The organism is Micromonospora sp. DT41, assembly GCF_049841715.1.
In the GTDB taxonomy this organism is placed as follows: Bacteria; Actinomycetota; Actinomycetes; order Mycobacteriales; family Micromonosporaceae; genus Micromonospora; species Micromonospora profundi.
The window spans coordinates 35,989-52,585 of record NZ_JBNCKU010000002.1; the positions used below are offsets into that span (position 1 = coordinate 35,989).

Here is a 16,597-nt window from a genome sequence, read left to right on the forward strand (position 1 = left end):
CCTCAGCCGGTGGACAGCTTGTAGCCGGCGCCGCGCACGGTGCGGACCAGCAGTGGGTGCGCCGGGTCGTCCTCGATCTTGGCGCGCAGCCGCTGGACCGCCACGTCGACCAGGCGCGAGTCACCGAGGAAGCTGTGGTTCCAGACCAGGTCCAGCAGCAGCTCGCGGGTGAAGACCTGCCCGGGGCGGCGGGCCAGCTCCAGCAGGAGGCGGAACTCGGTGGCGGTCAGCGTGACCTCCCGGCCGTCCCGGCGCACCACGAAGCTGCCCGGATCGATCTCCAGCCCGCCGACCTCGATGGTGCCCGACGCCACCGGCGCGGTGGCCCGGCGCAGCACCGAGCGGACCCGGGCGACCAGTTCGGGCAGGTCGAAGGGTTTACGTAGGTAGTCGTCCGCGCCGCACTCCAGGCCGACCACCACGTCGAGCGTGTCGGTGCGGGCGGTCAGCATGAGGATCGGCACCTGACTGGTCCGCCGGATCTCCCGGCACACCTCAAGGCCGTCCAGGCCCGGCAGCATGACGTCGAGCACGATCAGGTCGACCGGGTGGGCCCGCCATGCCGCCAGGGCCTGCCGCCCGTCGACGGCGGTGTCGACCCGGAAGCCGGCGCGGCGCAGACCGAGGGCGGTGACCTCCCGGATGGAGGCGTCGTCCTCGACCACCAGTACGCGGCCCTCCATCACCTGAGGGTAGACCCGCCTTCATGGCGTGCGACCTGGCGAAACGGTCGGTGTCGGCGGCCCGGCCGGCTCTGCGGGGTGCCACGGTGGCGGGTCGGTGAACTACCTTGCTCCCGACCCGGTCAGCTCACCCGAGAGGGCACGACGTGCAACGTTTTGGCTGTGTGATTCGGCTCCGCCCGGACCAGCGGGAAACGTACCTGCGGCTACACGCCGACGTCTGGCCGAGCGTCGAGCAGACGCTGCGCGAGGCGAACTTCCGCAACTACACGATCTTCCTCCACGACGACCTGCTCTTCGGCTACTACGAGTACGTCGGTGACGACTACGAGGCCGACCAGCGGCTCATCGCCGCGGACCCGCAGACGCAGGAGTGGTGGAAGCTGACCGATCCGTGTCAGGAGTCGCTCGCCGAACCCGGGTCGGGGGACTGGTGGGCGCCGATGCGGGAGGTCTGGCACCTGGCCGAGGACGCACCCGAGCAGGGCTCGCCCAGGTGACGCCCGCCCGGCCGGACGGTCGCGAACCGTCCGGCCGGGAGACGTCGCCGACCTGTCACTCCTGCCACTGGTGGGCCACGTCGAGCACGACTCGGCTGTGTGTGCCGGGCCCGGCCAGCACGAGCACTCGGAACGGCAACCGGGCCCGTACGCCGACCGCGAAGGTGCTGTAGCCCTCGAAGCTGCCGCCGAAGACGACGTCGCGCAGCGTCGGGTAGCGCAGCAGGTTCGCGGTGTGCTCGCCGACCGCGTACGGGATCGTGCCGGAGTGGGCCGCGTCGTAGGCGGGTGCCCGCAGCGAGACCCGCAGCAGGGCGCCCCCGGCGGTGTACGGCGACAGCGCCAACCCTTCGCCCTCGGTCCACGTCTCGCCGTAGCCGACCGAGTAGCCGTCCACCGGGCCGGCGAACTCGAACACCACCCGGTCGTAGCAGTCGTGCCGACCGGTCCGTACGTCGACAAGTGGGGCGTCGCTCAGCGTGCCGGCCGTCTTGTCGGCGCTGCCCCAGGTGATCCCGCAGTACGGCGACGCTGTCGCTGCGGTGGTGCTCGCCGCGTGGCCGCTGCCCGCGCCGGCGACCAGCCCGGCCAGGACGATCGCCAGCGCCGTCAGCGCGTTTCTGATCCTCATCGTGGTGCCTCCGTCCGCTGCTCGGGGCCACGTCGTGGCGGTGTGCCGGTGACCCTCGATCTCGACCGTGGCCTCGGCACGGCACGACCATTTCGCTGTGGCGTAACAGGCCCGTAACAGCGGATGGGATCAGTCGACCGTGGGTGGCCGGTGCAGCGTGCGCAGCGGTGAGCAGAACACCGGCAGCCAGGTCAGTCCGTTGGCGAGTGCACCGACCACCAGTGCGGTGCGAACGTCCGCGTACTGGGCGAGCACGCCGGCGACGATCGCGCCGATGGTGAGCGCCCCGGTGAGCAGGAATCGGAAGGTGGCGTTCATCCGGCCGAGCAGTCCGTCCGGGGTGACGCTCTGGCGCAGGCTGACCCCGATCACGTTGCCGATCCCCGTCCGCCAGGCCAACATCAGCCAGCCGAAGGCCGCCACCCAGAGCATCGGCCCGTTGTCGATCAGCGCGACGGACCCGCCGAGCGGTGCGACGAGCAGACCGGGCAGCCAGAGGGAGCGGCCGTGGCCGATCCGCTCGGCGAGCGGTCGCGCGCTCAACGCGCCGAGAAGAGCGCCGAGCCCGCCCACCCCCAGGAACAGGCCGAGGGCGGCGGCGCCCAGCCCCAGTTCGCGGAGGAAGACCACCGGCAACATGGTCGTGGTGAGTTGCATTGTCAGGTTGATGCTCGCGGTGGAGACGGCGAGCGGGCGGAGCAGTTGGTTGCCGGTCACGTGCCGCACGCCCGTGCTGAGCTGTCGAACGAACCCGCCCGTCGTCCCGGTCGCAGGCCGTTGGGGAGCACCGGTGCGGACGCGGGACAGGATCGTCCCGGACGCAACGTAGGCCACCGCGTCCAGAACGATCGCGATCGGTGCCGTGAGTGTCTGCACGACCAGGCCGCCGAGTCCTCGTCCTGCGATCTGCATGGTGGCGCCGGTGCTCATCATCAGCGAGTTGGCGGCCACCAGCCGATTCCGGCCGACCAACTCGGGCAGGCAACTTTGTGCGGCGACGTCGGCGAAGACGGTGCCGACGCCGGTCAGCAGCACCACCAGATAGAGCTGCGGGATGCTCAACCAGCCGGCCCACCATGCCAGCGGCACGGATGCGACCAACGCCGCCCTGGTGAAGTCGGCGGTGATCAGCACTGCACGGCGAGGCAGCCGGTCGACCCAGACGCCGGCCGGCAGGCCGATCAGCAGGAAGGCGGCGGTGCTCAGAGCGGCGAGAACTCCAACCTGACCGGGACTGGCGGCCAGCAGGGAGACGGCCAGCACCGGTACGGCCAACTGACCAACGTGGAAGCCGATGCCATCGATGAGGGAGGCCGCGTAGAGCAGGCGGAAGGATCGTGGCCAGGGCTCCGGTTGCCGGCGTGCGGCGGTCACCGTCGGGGTGGTGGTCATGCCGCCCACGGTGCCGGTCGCGGTCCTTTCGACCGATAGATTTGATGCTCGCCGAATCGATCGGGGGGCGCGGATGATGCTGGTCGGTCTGGACGCGCGGGACCTGGCGATGACGCGATTCGCGGTGTCACCGTTGTGGGAGGCGGTGGCCAGTGTGCGGATCATCAAGCGGCCGCATCAGTTCCCAGAGCATCTGGCCTGGCACGAGCGGGCCCGGCCGCGTCTGGCCGAGGTGGACTGGCAGATGTTCGCCGACCTGGTGCAGATGCCGACACCAATCATCCCGACCTTCATCTGTCCGCCCCCGGCCACGTCACAGCCCACCCTCGACATCGAGCTGGCGACCCTCGTCGCCACACCTCCCGAAGCGGTACGGGCAAGCCTCGACACGCTGCCAGGGCCCAGGTCGTCGCCCCTGGCGGCGCTCTACGCCGATCCGCCGACTCACCTGGGCCGGCTGGCCGACGCGATTCGGGCGTACACCGATGCGGTCATCGCACCCTACTGGCCCCGGATGCGAACCCTGCTGGAGCGGGAGGTGCTGCTCGGCGCGCAACGGATGGCCACCGACGGGCTGCACGGCCTGCTCAACCAGCTCGACCCCTTCGTCCGGCTGGAGGCCGACACGCTGAAGGTGGAGCACATCGTCCTCGCTGGCAGTGTGCGACTCGATGGTCGGGGCCTGCTGCTCGTGCCGTCGGTCTTCATCGGCCGCCGGGTGTGGTCCAACTTCGGCTCCCCGGGACAACCGGTGCTGCGCTTTCCGGCGCGGGCGACGGCCACTGTATGGGAGCGGGATCCGGCCCCGGACGGGCGGGGACTGGCCCGGGTGTTGGGTCGCACCCGGGCCGCCCTGCTGCACGAACTGGCGGTCCCGACCTCGACCCTGGAACTGGCCGAACGCTGCGGCCTCACCCCGGGCACCGTGTCACAGCACCTCGGCGCGCTGCGCGAGGCCGGCCTGGTGGGGGCCCACCGCGTCGGCCGTTTCGTCCTCTACGCCCGCACGACCGCGGCCGAGACGCTGGTCGCCGCGGGCGGCGCGGCTGCCACCTGAGGCCGGTATGACGATTCCGCTATAGCGGACATCGACCGTCGTCGTCTTAACATCTACGTACGTCAATGACCGACGACCCCGGGTCGTCGGGGCGACCCAGGGGAGTGCGTGATGTACCGACGACAACTCAGACGCGCCGTCCAGGCCGTGCTGGTGGCCGTGCTGGCGGTAGCCGGGATGCAGCTCGCCACCGGCGCACCGGCCGCCGCCGTGCGGACCGTCTACTACGACGCGAGCCGCACCGGCGAGTTCCGCACCAACTTCGACCAGGCGGCGCAGATCTGGAACAGCAGGGTCAGCAACGTCCGGCTCCTGGCCGGCACCCCGGCCAGCATCACCATCTACGTCGACGACGGGTGGCCCCGGGCGCAGTCGACCGGCCTCGGGTCGGGCCGGATCTGGATGGGCCGCACGGCCGTCAACCAGGGGTACGACCGCAACCGGATCGCCGCCCACGAGCTGGGCCACATCCTCGGCCTGCCGGACCGGCGCACCGGCCTCTGCACCGACCTGATGTCCGGCAGCAGCGCCCCGGTCTCCTGCCGCAACGCCAACCCCAGCTCGACCGAGGCGTCCCGGGTGAACTCCCTGTTCGCCGGTACGCTTGCCGCGCCCGCCGCCGGCACGACGTACACCTGGACCGACGAGGCCGGCGACATCAGCCCGCTGGTCGTCGGTGGCCGGCCGGCAAGCGAGAGCTACCCGTTCATGGTGTACGTCTCCGGCTGCACCGGCACGCTGATCAAGGCCAACTGGGCGGTCACCGCCAAGCACTGCTCCACGCCGTCCTCGGTCCGGGTGGGCAGCGTCAACCGCAGCAGCGGCGGAACCGTGGTCCAGGTGACCCGCGCGGTCAACCACCCGAGCGTCGACGTCAAGCTGCTGCAACTGGCCAGCTCGGTGACGTACGCCCCGGCGCCGATCCCGAGCACCTCCGGCGCGGTCGGCACCGCCACCCGGATCATCGGCTGGGGTCAGACGTGCGCGCCCCGTGGCTGCGGATCAGCCCCCACCGTCGCCAACGAGCTGGACACGTCCATCGTGGCCGACAGCCGCTGCTCCGGCATCAACGGCCCGTACGAGATCTGCACCAACAACACGAACGGCAACTCCGGCGCCTGCTACGGCGACTCGGGCGGCCCGCAGGTGCGTCGGGTCAACGGCGTGTGGAACCTGATCGGCGCGACCAGTCGTGCCGGCAACAACAACTCCACCTGCGCCACCGGCCCGTCCATCTACGTGGACCTGCCGTCCATCCGGTCCTGGATCTCCACCCAGGTCGGCGGCCTGCCCGCCTGATCTGCCCGAGGTGCTGGGTGGGGGCGCGACGCGCGTCCCCACCCGGCGCTGTCTGTTCACCTGGACCGCCGTGCTGCGGTACCGTGCCTGGCACATCGACGCATCCGAGGTGGACACATGCCTGCCATCGTCGCGCTCACCCTGGCTCTCGCGCTGACGCCCGCTCCCACGCCCACGCCGTCGACGACGTCCGGCCCGGTCGGCTCCCTGCTCGGTGGCGTCGGTCAGATCGTCGACGGCCTGCTCGGAGGCGGCAGTGCCTCCGGCTCGCCCGCAGCACCGAGCCCGACGCAGAGCCCCACCGGCGGCCCCGCGCCGAGCCCGTCAGCAGCGGTCGCCCCGCCCGGGGCCTCCGCCGCCCCGCCGGCGGCGTCCGGCTCACCGTCGCCGGCCCCGGGGTCAGCCGTGGCGCCGGGCACTGTGGACCCGGCCGGTCCGGGGCGGGTGGCCCGCGACGCGGCGGTGCCCCTGCCGAACGGCGGCGACTCGGAGTCGCTCGACGGGCCGGCACTCGGCGCCCCGGAACGCGGAAACTGGCCACCGCCTCCGGGGTACTACCTGCTGGCCGCGGGTGTCCTCGCGGTGCTGGCGCTGCTGCTCCTGCGCGGTCGCCGGCCGGCCGTCGCGGCGGGCGCGACCTCCGCTCCGGCCCCCGCGCCCGCCCCGGACCCGAACCCGAATCCGGAGGTGGATCCCGACCCCGTTCCGGACAACGTCAGTCGCCTGCCGACAAACCTCAACGCCATCTACGAGCTGGGCCGGCTGGACGAGCGACTCGAACAGGAGCGCGGCCGGAAATCGTGAACCGCGACGGGCCAGCTTCCCCTCACGGCGCTGGGCGGGCGCCTTCGCGCGGCGGCATCTCGTCACGGTACGCCCCGACCGGCCCGGCGTAGCGGTCCCGGCCGTCCGGGTACGGCCAGGCGTTGGCTGTGCAGCCGTGCAGGCCCAACGTCTGCTGCTGCATCACCGGCGCCGGCCGGCCCCGCCCCGGGCACCGCTCGTGGCCCATGCCGAGCCGGTGCCCGACCTCGTGGTTGACCATGTATTCGCGGTAGGTCGCCAGGCTCGCGCCGTAGCTCTGTACCCCCTTCACCCAGCGCGCCACGTTGAGCACCACCCGATTGCCGTTGCGGCACGAGGTGTAGCCGTCAGGTGTGTCCTGGCACAGGTCGTCGCGGGTCCCCGGGGTCGCCAGGTAGATGGTGAAGTCGGCAGCGCTGTCGACGCCCACCCGGCGCAGCCGCCACGTCCCCCCGGCCGTCCAGCCGCGCGGGTCGTCGAGCGTCGCGGAGACCGCGGCGGCGACGCCGGCCACCGACAGGCCCTCGATGTCGCGCTCGACGGCGACCCGGTAGCGCAGCAACCGCCCTCGGCCACCGTGCTCGGGTGCGCTTTCGGCCGCGGCTGTCGACCAGCGGCCACCACCGGTGGCGGGATAGCTGACCGCGACGGGTGCGACACCTGCGACGGGCGACCGCCCGGGCGGCCTGCCAGTCGTGGTGGCATCCGGCGCGGTCGTCAACGGTGCTGTCGTCGGATCGCCGATGGTGCGCGTGGCCACGGGCTGGCCCGCCGCCGGCAGCCCACAGCCGGCCAGCAGCGCCATCACCACGACGGGCAGCGCCGCCGCGCCGGCCGGCACCCGGCGGGTAGCTTTCGTCGACATGTCTCTCCCCTCGCGCGCCGCGCTGGGGCGGCACGGGAGAGAGGACGGGTGGAATCCACCGAAAGTTGATCTCGCGATGACTCAACTTTTCGGCGGTCCCACCCGTCCGTACTTCTGTGGCACGGGGGAGGGGCCGGCATGGCCCGAGGTGACGCGGAGTTCGTCGAGTTCGCGCGGGCGGCGTCCGCGCGGCTGGTGCATGCCGCGTTCCTGCTGACCGGTGACCACCACCAGGCCGAGGACGCCGCACAGACCGCGCTTGTGCGCACGTACGCCTCCTGGTCGCGGATCCGCGACGACGACGCCTACGGGTACGCCCGTCGGATCCTGCTCAACCACCTGGTGGACGGGTGGCGGCGGCCGCTGCGGGAGTACCCGACCGAGGAGGTTCCCGAGCAGCGGCGGGCCGACGTGGCCGACCAGGTGGCCACCCGGCACTGGCTGCGGGCCATTCTCGGCGCGCTCAGCCCGCGCGAGCGGGCGATCCTCGTGCTGCGCTACTACTTCGACCTTCCGGAGGCGCAGGTGGCCCGGGAACTCGCCGTCTCGGTGGGCACCGTGAAGAGCACCAGTTCGCGGGCGCTGGAGAAGCTGCGCGCCACCCGGCAGCGGGCGGCAGACGACGAGAAGGCCTGCCGATGAGCGAGTTCGACCGGCTGCGCCACGCCATGCGTGTGACCGAGCGTCCGGGCGTCGCCCTCGACCTGACCGCCGTCCTGCGCGAGGGACGGCGGTTGCGGACCCGCCGCCGGCTCGCCGGTGCCGCGACGCTCGCGGCCGGACTGACGGCCGTGGCCGCCGTGGTGGCGGTCGGCATCCGGCCGGGCGACCCCCCGTCGGTCGAGCGACCGACACCGGTCGCCGTCGCTCCGCCGCCGGTAGCCGCCTCGCCGACCACCCCGGACTCGCCCGAACCGACGACGCCCACGACGATGGCACGCGACATCCCGAAGCCGCTGGGTCACGTCGTCGACAGCGGGATACGCCACGGCGTCGAGCAGCGGGTCTTCTACGTCGTGCAGGTGCGGGTGCCCGGCCAACCTGGGGTGAGCATCGGGCTGGCCGCCGGTCGCCGCGCCCCCGACGGCAGATTGACGACGGACATCCTCGTCAACGACGTCGAGGGCGCCGACCGTGGCCCGGGGTTCCACCAGATCGGCTACGACGAGCGTGGCGCGGGCGCGGCGGTCCCCACCTTCGGCTATTTCGTCGGCCCGGCCCAGCAGATCACCGGCACCGTGAACGGCAGGCAGGTGAGCGCCCGGCTGGCCCGCTGGAGCGCCGACAAACAGGTGGTGATCTTCTGGTTCGATCCGGCGGATCTGGCCCCCGGCGACCGGCTGGACGGCATCGTCGCCCACGACGCCGAGAACAAGCGGCTGTGAGATCCGCCGGTCAGGCCGGATCGACGAGCCGGCGCTCGATGGTCACCGTGGTGCCCTCGCCGGTGGAGACCATCCGCACGTCGCCGTAGGCGTTCATCAGCAGCGCGCCCCGACCCCGGTCCATGGCCGGGCGGCGGTCGCGCCAGGTGCCGAAGTCGCGTACCGAGATGCGGACCACGCCGTCGCCCACCCGGAGTCGTACCCGCACCTCGGGGCGGCTGGGCCGCTGGGCGTGCTCGACGGCGTTGTTCACCGCCTCGGACGCGGCGAGCAGCAGATCCTCGAGCACGTCCGGGTCGACGTCCAGGCCGCCCAGGACCCGCCGGACGTCCCGGCGCATCGCCGACGCCGAGGTGGGCGCGGACGGGTACGCCCATTGGACGTCCACAGCGCCGCCGGTGCCGACCGGCGGAACCACCGACGCGGCGTCGGTACCGTTGGCCGAACCCTCAGCCGGGGCGGTCGCTGTGGAAGGGGTCCCCGCGAATGCCGGGGCAGCGGAGAACGCGGACTCCGCGAGCGGCGCGGCGGCAGGTCCGCCAGCGCCGGCGGGCGGGCCGTCGACGACGGGCGGGACGTCGCCTCCGGGCCGGCCGTCGACGACGGGCGAAACATCGTCGACGCGCCGGCCCTCATCGACGACGTGGCCGGTGGCCCCGGGCAGGCTGCCGGCGGCGGCGTGGGCGCGGGCACGACGGATGGCGGCCCGTATCCGGGCGATCAGCTCCACAGCGGCGAACGGCTTCACCAGGTAGTCGTCGGCGCCGAGGCTCAGACCTGCGACGCTCGCCTCCTCGCCGGCCCGCGCCGAGAGCACCAGCACCGGCAAAGCCCTGGTCGCCGGGTCCGCACGCAGCCGACGGACCAGGTCGAAGCCGTCCAGCACCGGCATCATCACGTCGGTGAGGACCAGGTCCGGTGGCTCGCGATGGATCGCGTCGAGGGCCTGCTGGCCGTCGGTGACCGACCGCACCCGCCAGCCCTGGCCGGTGAGCAGCCGACTCAGGTACGCCCGCATGTCGCTGTTGTCGTCGGCCACCAGGATGCGCGCCCCGGCCAACTCGTCGGTGCCCGGCCCGGACACCGCGGCGGGCTCCGCGACACCGCCGGTCGGGTCGGTGAGCCAGCTCAACGCGTCCTGGACGGCGGCATGGGCGGCGTCGCCCCGCCCATCGCGCGCCGGACCGGTCACCGCCGTGGGTTTCGACGTCGACCAGGGCAGGGCGACAGTGAACGTGGTGCCCACACCCACCCGGCTGGTCACCCGGACATCGCCGCGCTCCAGGCGGGCCAACTCACGGACCAGCGCCAAGCCGATACCGGTGCCCTCGTGGCTGCGTGACCGGGCGCCCTGCACCCGGTGGAAGCGCTCGAAGAGCTTCGGCAGGTCCTCCTCGGCGATCCCGATGCCGGTGTCGGCGACGGTGAGGCGTACCTCGTCGTCGTCGGCGTCCATGGCGACCCGGATCCGCCCGATGAACGTGTATTTCAGAGCGTTGGAGAGCAGGTTTGTGACGATGCGTTCCCAGTTGACCGGGTCCACCGTCACCGGCCGCGGCAGCGGCGGGCAGTCGACGTCGAGCGTCAGGCCGGCCCGTTCCACTGCTGCCCGGAAGACGCCTGCCAGCTCGGCGGTGAGTGCTGCCAGGTCGACGACGCGGGCGTCGCTGCGCGCCCGCCCGGCCTCCAGGCTGGAGAACGTGAGCAGGCTGTTGACAAGCGTCAACAGGCGGGTGGAGTTGCGCCAGGCGGTCTCCACCCGCTCCCGCTGCACGGAGGCCAGCGGCGCGGTGGAGTCGGCGAGCGCGTCGGCGAGGGGGCCGAGCATGAGGGTCAGCGGGGTACGGAACTCGTGGCTGACGTTCGTGAAGAAGTTCGTCTTCACCCGGTCCAGCTCGGCAAGCGCCTCGGCCCGACGCCGCTCCTGCTCGTACTCGCGCGCGTTGCGCACCGCGACAGCGACCTGCTGGACCAGCAGTTGGTAGAAGGATCGGTACGCCTCGTCAAGGTGCCGGTTGGGGCTGACAGCGGCGAGCAGGACGCCGGGCGGCTGGTCCTCGGCCGCCGAGGGCAGCGGCAGTGCCAGCGCGACGCGGGTCGGGTCGTCCCACGGGCCGGCGGGCAGGGGCAGGAGCTCCGCGAGACCTGTCACCTCGACGAGCCGACCCCGGGCGGCGTCGGGTAGCCCCCAGGCCCGGGCGACCGGGCCGGGAGCGGCCAGGTCGACGGCGTCGGGCAGCGCCCCTGGCACGGTGGTCTGACCGGGCGGGCCGCCGACGCAGGCGGTCCGCCGCAGCACCTCGTTGTCGCGCAGGTAGATCGCGGCGAACGGCACGTCCAGCGGATGGCCGCCGATCGCGTCGATCAGCCGGGCGCAGGTGGCGTCCACGTCGACGGTACGGCCGTCGCCGCGCAGGGACAGGTCGCGCAGCAGGCGCAGCCGCCGTTCGCCGACGACCTGCTCGGTGACCTCGCTGCACACGGTCAGCACGCCGACGGTGCTGCCGTCGTCGTCGCGGGCCGGTGCGTGCGAGACGCTGAAGTACGCCTCCTCGCGGTAGCCGGCGCGTTCCAGCAGGAGTCGCAGGGCGGGCACCCAGCTCGCCACCCCGGTCGCCATGGCTTCCTGGATCAGTGGGCCCAGGACGTCCCAGCCCTCGGCCAGTGTCACCCGGACGTCGTCGCCGAGCGCGGCCGGATGCTTGTCGCCGATCAGCGCCGCGTACGCGTCGTTGTAGAGCTGGGTGAAGTCCGGGCCCCAGAGCAGCAGCATCGGGTACCGGGACGAGAGCACGATGCGGACGGCGGACCGCAGGCTCTGCGACCAGCCCGCCACCGGGCCCAGCGGAGTGCCGGCCCAGTCCAGCTCGGCCATCAGCCGGCCGGCGTGGCCACCGTCGGTGAAGAGGTCCGTGCTGGGTCGTTTCACGCTCGACCCGGCCTCATCGCAAGCCCCCGTTCCGGGCCCGATGACCCCTGCTGGTGGTACGTACCCATCCTGACACTTCGCCTCACCTGTGCTGACGTCGGCACCCGCCTGTCCCACTGCCGGGCGGGTACGGGCTCGCGGAGCGCCCGGCAGTGGGGAGGCGGCGCGGGTCGGTGATACCGGCGGGCGGCTGCGTGGTGGTATGTCCGGCGTCGAGCCGGTGGGGTTGGCCGAACGACCGATGCCTGCGGGATAGATATCTGTAAGTGTCTCGGTAATCTCTCCAACCCCCGAGGAGCCCCCATGAGAGGCAGAACGCTGAGCGCGGCAATCGCGCTCACCGTGTTCGCCGGGACGGTGACGCTGGCCGCCCAGCCGGCATCCGCGTCGCCCACCACCGGAACGGCTGCGGCCCGGCCGATCGCCGCGTCAGCCGCCGTCCTGGCAGCGCCGGACATCTCCGTCAGCAACGTCCAGGCGCACCTGACCCAGTTCAACTCCATCGCCACGAGCAACGGCGGCAACCGGCGGGCCGGCTCGGCCGGCTACACGGCCTCGCTCAACTACGTCAAGGGCAAGCTCCAGGCGGCGGGCTACACCGTTACCGAGCAGTACTGCTCCAGCTGCACGTACCCCTCGAACAACCTGATCGCCGAATGGCCCGGCGGCCCGACCGACCAGGTGGTCATGTTCGGCGCCCACCTGGACGGCGTGTCGGCCGGCCCGGGAATCAACGACAACGCCACGGGCTCGTCGGTCCTGCTGGAGAACGCCCTGGTCCTGGCCGCGCAGAACCCGACAATGACCAAGAAGGTCCGGTTCGCCTGGTGGACCGACGAGGAGCAGGGGCTCAACGGCTCCCGGTTCTACGTCAACTCGCTCAGCAGCACCCAGCGGGGCTACATCAAGGGCTACTACAACTTCGACATGGTCGGCTCGACAAACGGCGGCTACTTCATCAACCGGGTCACGTCCACCACGGCTGCCCCGCTCAAGGCGTACTGGGACTCGCTCGGGTTGCAGCCGGAGGAGAACGTCGAGGGCCAGGGCCGCTCCGACGACTACTACTTCCAGCAGGCCGGCATCCCCACCTCGGGCTACGCGGCGGGCGCCAGCGCCCGCAAGACCAGCGCCCAGGCTGCCAAGTGGGGCGGCACCGCGAACGCCGCCTACGACCCCTGCTACCACCGGTCCTGCGACACCACGGCGAACGTCAGCGCCACCGTGCTGAACCGGGCAGCTGACGGCGTGGCGTACGCGCTGTGGGATCTGGCCGTCGGCGGAGGAACCCCGAGCAACGACTTCTCAGTGGCGGTCAGCCCCACGACCCGCACCGTGGCCCGGGGCGCCAGCACCACCGCGACGGTCTCCACGGCGACCACTGCCGGCTCGGCGCAGTCGGTGAGCCTGTCCGCCTCCGGCGCGCCAAGCGGGGTGAGCGTCTCGTTCAGCCCGTCCTCGGTGACCTCCGGCGGCTCGTCGACGATGACCCTGACCGCGTCGTCAAGCGCCGCGACAGGCACCTTCACAGTGACGGTCACCGGCACCGGTTCGGTCACCCGCAGCGCCACCCTCACCCTCACGGTGACCGGCACCGGCGGCTGCGCGGCCGCCCAGGTGATCGGCAACGGCGGCTTCGAGAGCGGCGCCACGGTGTGGACGGCGTCCTCCGGCGTGATCACCAACTCCAGCAGCAAGCCGGCCCGGACCGGGTCGTACAAGGCGTGGCTCAACGGGTACGGCAGCACCCGCACCGAGACCCTGTCCCAGTCGGTGACGGTGCCGGCCGGCTGCGCCAGCTACACGCTGTCGTTCTGGACGCGCATCGACACCGCCGAGACCACCTCGTCCACGGCGTACGACAAGCTGACAGTGCGGATGGGCTCGACCACGCTGGCGACGTACTCGAACCTCAACGCCTCCAGCAGCTACGTCCAGCGCACGCTCAACGTCGCCGCGTACGCCGGCCAGACGGTGACGCTGACGTTCACCGGTACCGAGGACTCGTCGTTGCAGACGAGCTTCGTGATCGACGACGTGACGCTTCAGGCGAGCTGACCGCGTACCCGCTGTAGTGGGCCGCCGCCGGGAACACCCGGCGGCGGCCCGTCGCGTCGAGGGGTCAGGGAGCTGCGGGTAGAGCGCGCCCACCCCGCCGGCGAGCCCGGCCTGAACCTGCCGACTGGTGTCGTCGGCGACGATCTCGTACGCGTCGGACTCGATGCCGTCGATGGCGATCCGGGCGATGGTGGCGGGGTCGGACTTCGGGCCGGTGACGTGGGTGGCCATGTCGGTGTCCATGTAGCCGACGTGCAGGCCGGCGACCCGGATGCCCCGCTCGGCGAGCTGGACGCGCAGCGCGTTGGTCATCGCCCACTCGGCCGACTTCGCGGCCCCGTACGCCCCGGAGGAGGGGAAGTTCAGCCAGGACAGCACGGAGAGCACGTTGAGGATCGTCCCGCCGCCGTTGCCGGCGATGCCGGGCGTGAAGGCCCGGACCATCGACAGGGTGCCGAGGTAGTTGGTCTCCAGTTCGAGCCGTACGAGGTCCAGGTCGCCGTCGATCAGGTCGGTGTGGGACTCGATGCCGGCGTTGTTGATCAGGAGGTTCACGTCGCCGGCCAGCTCGGCGGCGGCGGCCACCGAGGCGGGGTCGGTGATGTCGAGGCGTACCGGCGTCACGCCGGACAGGTCGACGGTGTCCGGGTTGCGGGCGCAGGCGTAGACGGTCGCGCCGCGGGCGAGCAGCTCGGCGGCCAGGTGCCTGCCGAAGCCGCGGTTGGCGCCGGTGACGAGGGCGGTGCTTCCAGCAATCTTCATGGGCGTCACGCTATCGGACCTGACTTTTGCTAATCAAAGTCAGCTAGGTCACGCGACGGCCCGGCTCGATCGGGAATACGACCCGGATGCGGCCACCGCCCCGCCCGTGACGGCTCGTATCCTTTCGGCGAACCTCCGCACGAGCCGAGAAGGGAGACGGTGTGAGCAACCAGGCCGAGACATTGGAGTTCCAGGCTGAGGCGCGTCAGCTCCTGCAGTTGGTGGTCCACTCGATCTATTCGAACAAGGACGTCTTCCTGCGGGAACTCATCTCGAACGCGTCCGACGCGCTGGACAAGCTGCGGCTGGCCACGCTTGTCGACAAGGACCTCGTCGCCGACACCGACGACCTGCACGTCGCCATCGAGGTCGACAGGGACGCCCGCACCCTGACCGTCCGGGACAACGGCATCGGCATGACCCGCGACGAGGTGGTCGGGCTGATCGGCACGATCGCCAAGTCCGGCACCGCCGAGCTGCTGCGCCAACTACGGGAGTCCGCCGACGCCCGCGCCTCGCAGGACCTGATCGGCCAGTTCGGCGTCGGCTTCTACGCCGCGTTCATGGTCGCCGACCGGGTAACCCTGCTGACCCGCAAGGCCGGCGAGACCGGCGGCACCCGCTGGGAGTCCACAGGCGAGGGGACGTACTCGATCGAGCCGGTCGCCGAGGCGCCCCAGGGCACCGCGGTGACCCTGCACCTCAAGCCCGCCGACACCGAGGACAACCTGCACGACTACACCGCCGAGTGGACCATCCGCGAGATCGTCAAGCGATACTCCGACTTCATCGCCTGGCCGATCCGGATGACCGTCGAACGCCCCGGCGCCGACGGCGCGGACCCCACCAGCGAGGTGCAGACCCTCAACTCGATGAAGGCGCTCTGGGCGCGACCCCGCGACGAGGTCGACGCCGCCGAGTACAACGAGTTCTACAAGCACGTCAGCCACGACTGGGCCGACCCGCTCGAGGTCGTACACATGAAGGGCGAGGGCACCTTCGAGTACGAGGCGCTGCTCTTCCTGCCCAGCCACGCCCCACTGGACCTGTTCTCCCCGCAGGGCCGCCGGGGCGTCCAGCTCTACGTCAAGCGCGTCTTCATCATGGACGACTGCGAGGCGCTGGTCCCCACCTACCTACGCTTCGTCAAGGGCGTGGTCGACGCCCACGACCTGTCGCTGAACATCTCCCGCGAGATCCTCCAGCAGGACCGCCAGATCCAGATCGTCCGCCGCCGCCTGGTGAAGAAGGTCCTCGCCGCTGTCAAGGACCTCAAGGCCAACCACGCCGAGCGCTACCAGACCTTCTGGAAGGAGTTCGGCACTGTCGTCAAGGAAGGGCTCATCGACGACACCGACAACCGCGACACCCTGCTGGAGATCCTGTCGCTGGCCTCCACCCACGACCCGGCCGAGCTCACCGACCTGGCCGGCTACGTCTCCCGGATGAAGGACGGCCAGAGCGACATCTGGTACGCCACCGGCGACTCCCGGGCCACCATCGAGAACTCCCCGCACCTGGAGGCGTTCCGGGCCAAGGGCCACGAGGTGCTGCTGCTCACCGACCCTGTCGACGAGGTGTGGGTGGAGCGGGTCGGCACGTACGACGGTCGGCCGCTGCGCTCGATCGCCAAGGGCGAGGTCGACCTCGACACCGACGAGGAGAAGCAGCAGGCCGAAGCCGAGCGCGAGCAGCAGCGGCAGGAGTTCGCGGCGCTCGTGGACTGGCTGGGCACGACACTTTCCGACAGCGTCCGGGAGGTCCGCCTGTCGTCGCGGCTCACCACCTCACCGGCCTGTGTGGTGGGTGACGCGCACGACCTCACGCCGACACTGGAGAAGATGTACCGGGCGATGGGGCACGAGATCCCGTCGACGAAGCGCATCCTGGAGATCAATCCCGGTCATCCTCTGGTAGCCGCTCTGCGCAAGGCTCACGAGCAGGGCGATTCCGCCGAGACCCTCACCGAAACCGCCGAGCTGCTGTACGGCCTCGCGGTACTCGCCGAGGGTGGCGACCTGGCCGACCCGGCCCGCTTCACCCGTACGCTCGCCGACCGGCTCGCCCGCACTCTGTAGGGAGGTGCCCCGGCCGGTGGTGACCCGCGTTGTCGGGCTCCACCGGCCGGGGAACGGCCGACCTGATCGGAAGCGGTCCATCATGGTCGCTGCACAGCTGAACGCCGCCCGCAACCGCTGAGCGCGCCGCTCAGCGTGCCCCGGTGAAGAACTT

At 71.6% G+C, this 16,597-nt stretch carries 13 protein-coding genes and 2 pseudogenes; 9 read left to right on the plus strand and 6 right to left on the minus strand.

From position 1 onward, the window contains the following. Window positions 1–2: 2 nt before the first annotated feature. Window positions 3–683 (minus strand): response regulator, encoded by a 681-nt coding sequence (locus ACLQ23_RS04035; RefSeq protein ID WP_425880356.1) that lies wholly within the window; start codon window positions 681–683, stop codon window positions 3–5. A gap of 164 nt (window positions 684–847) precedes the next feature. Between ACLQ23_RS04035 and ACLQ23_RS04040 the strand changes: the two genes are divergently transcribed. Next, on the plus strand, window positions 848–1,183 hold the full coding sequence (locus ACLQ23_RS04040) for an L-rhamnose mutarotase (protein ID WP_355597209.1): 336 nt from the start codon (window positions 848–850) through the stop codon (window positions 1,181–1,183). A gap of 55 nt (window positions 1,184–1,238) precedes the next feature. Here the strand turns inward: ACLQ23_RS04040 and ACLQ23_RS04045 are convergent, their stop codons facing one another. Next, window positions 1,239–1,814 carry an AMIN-like domain-containing (lipo)protein gene (locus ACLQ23_RS04045; protein ID WP_425880357.1) on the minus strand — a complete coding sequence of 192 codons (576 nt, stop codon included), beginning with the start codon at window positions 1,812–1,814 and terminating at the stop codon, window positions 1,239–1,241. A gap of 129 nt (window positions 1,815–1,943) precedes the next feature. Further along, entirely contained in the window at window positions 1,944–3,206 is a 1,263-nt protein-coding gene (locus ACLQ23_RS04050; RefSeq protein ID WP_355597206.1) for an MFS transporter, read from the minus strand. A gap of 73 nt (window positions 3,207–3,279) precedes the next feature. Between ACLQ23_RS04050 and ACLQ23_RS04055 the strand changes: the two genes are divergently transcribed. The 4 genes and pseudogenes from ACLQ23_RS04055 (at window position 3,280) to ACLQ23_RS04070 (ending at window position 6,366) form a co-directional block, all read left to right on the plus strand. Continuing rightward, window positions 3,280–4,263, plus strand: a complete 984-nt coding sequence (locus tag ACLQ23_RS04055; protein WP_355597204.1) for an ArsR/SmtB family transcription factor — start codon at window positions 3,280–3,282, stop codon at window positions 4,261–4,263. Window positions 4,264–4,440: 177 nt separating this feature from the next. Further along, window positions 4,441–4,848 (plus strand): annotated as a pseudogene (locus ACLQ23_RS04060) (snapalysin family zinc-dependent metalloprotease); the annotation flags it as partial. Between the two features lie 3 nt (window positions 4,849–4,851). After that, the gene (locus ACLQ23_RS04065) at window positions 4,852–5,562 is read left to right on the plus strand and encodes a S1 family peptidase (RefSeq protein ID WP_425735398.1); all 711 of its coding nucleotides are present in this window, start codon (window positions 4,852–4,854) and stop codon (window positions 5,560–5,562) included. 117 nt (window positions 5,563–5,679) lie between these two features. After that, a complete protein-coding gene (locus tag ACLQ23_RS04070) occupies window positions 5,680–6,366 on the plus strand; it encodes a hypothetical protein (RefSeq protein ID WP_355597202.1) in 687 nt (228 codons plus the stop codon). A gap of 22 nt (window positions 6,367–6,388) precedes the next feature. Here ACLQ23_RS04070 and ACLQ23_RS04075 read toward each other — a convergent pair whose 3' ends face one another. Then, window positions 6,389–7,231, minus strand: a complete 843-nt coding sequence (locus ACLQ23_RS04075; protein ID WP_425880358.1) for a DUF3152 domain-containing protein — start codon at window positions 7,229–7,231, stop codon at window positions 6,389–6,391. A gap of 138 nt (window positions 7,232–7,369) precedes the next feature. Here ACLQ23_RS04075 and ACLQ23_RS04080 point away from each other — a divergent pair, with 138 nt between their 5' ends. Next, window positions 7,370–7,873, plus strand: a complete 504-nt coding sequence (locus ACLQ23_RS04080; protein WP_355597198.1) for a SigE family RNA polymerase sigma factor — start codon at window positions 7,370–7,372, stop codon at window positions 7,871–7,873. Then, window positions 7,870–8,616: a hypothetical protein gene (locus tag ACLQ23_RS04085; RefSeq protein WP_425880359.1), complete on the plus strand. Its 747-nt coding sequence runs from the start codon at window positions 7,870–7,872 to the stop codon at window positions 8,614–8,616. Before ACLQ23_RS04080 ends, ACLQ23_RS04085 begins: the two co-directional genes overlap by 4 nt. Before the next feature lie 10 nt (window positions 8,617–8,626). Here the strand turns inward: ACLQ23_RS04085 and ACLQ23_RS04090 are convergent, their stop codons facing one another. Next, window positions 8,627–11,545, minus strand: a complete 2,919-nt coding sequence (locus ACLQ23_RS04090; RefSeq protein WP_425880360.1) for an ATP-binding protein — start codon at window positions 11,543–11,545, stop codon at window positions 8,627–8,629. A gap of 303 nt (window positions 11,546–11,848) precedes the next feature. Between ACLQ23_RS04090 and ACLQ23_RS04095 the strand changes: the two genes are divergently transcribed. Then, complete coding sequence (locus tag ACLQ23_RS04095; RefSeq protein ID WP_355597192.1) at window positions 11,849–13,603, plus strand: M28 family peptidase; 1,755 nt, start codon at window positions 11,849–11,851, stop codon at window positions 13,601–13,603. Between the two features lie 129 nt (window positions 13,604–13,732). On the opposite strand, the pseudogene ACLQ23_RS04100 reads toward ACLQ23_RS04095, so the two are convergent. Beyond that, window positions 13,733–14,365 (minus strand): annotated as a pseudogene (locus tag ACLQ23_RS04100) (SDR family oxidoreductase); the annotation flags it as partial. Between the two features lie 161 nt (window positions 14,366–14,526). Here ACLQ23_RS04100 and htpG point away from each other — a divergent pair. Then, complete coding sequence (gene htpG, locus ACLQ23_RS04105; RefSeq protein WP_425880361.1) at window positions 14,527–16,443, plus strand: molecular chaperone HtpG; 1,917 nt, start codon at window positions 14,527–14,529, stop codon at window positions 16,441–16,443. Window positions 16,444–16,597: the final 154 nt, after the last annotated feature.